Source organism: Methylobacterium sp. J-030, from assembly GCF_022829545.1.
Taxonomy (GTDB): domain Bacteria; phylum Pseudomonadota; class Alphaproteobacteria; order Rhizobiales; family Beijerinckiaceae; genus Methylobacterium.
The window spans coordinates 1-525 of the sequence record NZ_JAKSYM010000237.1; the positions used below are offsets into that span (position 1 = coordinate 1).

Sequence of the window (525 nt, forward strand, 5' to 3'; positions counted from 1 at the left end):
ACCACATCACCGGCCGCTGTCAGCCCCTCAAACGTAAGCCTGCAGCCCCGTCTGAGCCCGGCCCAGGTTCAGCGGGTGGAAGTCGTGCGTGCCCTCGTAGGTGTTGACCGTCTCGAGGTTCTGGGCGTGGCGCATCACATGGTAATCGCCCATGATGCCGTTGCCGCCATGCATGTCGCGGGCGGTACGGGCGATGTCGAGGGCCTTGCCGCAATTGTTGTGCTTGACTAGGCTGATCATCTCCGGGGCCATCCTGTCCTCGTCCATCAGCCGCCCGACCCGGAGCGAGGCCTGGAGACCGAGTGCGATCTCGGTCTGCATGTCGGCGAGCTTTTTCTGGACCAGCTGCGTCTGCGCCAGGGGCCGGCCGAACTGCTTGCGCTCCAGGGTGTAGGTGCGCGCCCGGTGCCAGCAATCCTCGGCGGCGCCCAGCGCCCCCCACGAGATGCCGTAGCGCGCCCGGTTGAGGCAGCCGAACGGCCCCTTCAGGCCGGACACGTTCGGCAGCAGCGCGTCCTCGCCGAC

General features: G+C 67.6%; 1 protein-coding gene. It reads right to left on the reverse strand.

What is annotated here, in order from left to right; all coding sequences use genetic code 11:
- Positions 1-27: 27 nt before the first annotated feature.
- On the reverse strand, positions 28-525 hold a 498-nt coding region (locus MKK75_RS17275; RefSeq protein ID WP_279593957.1), incomplete at its 5' end, for an acyl-CoA dehydrogenase family protein.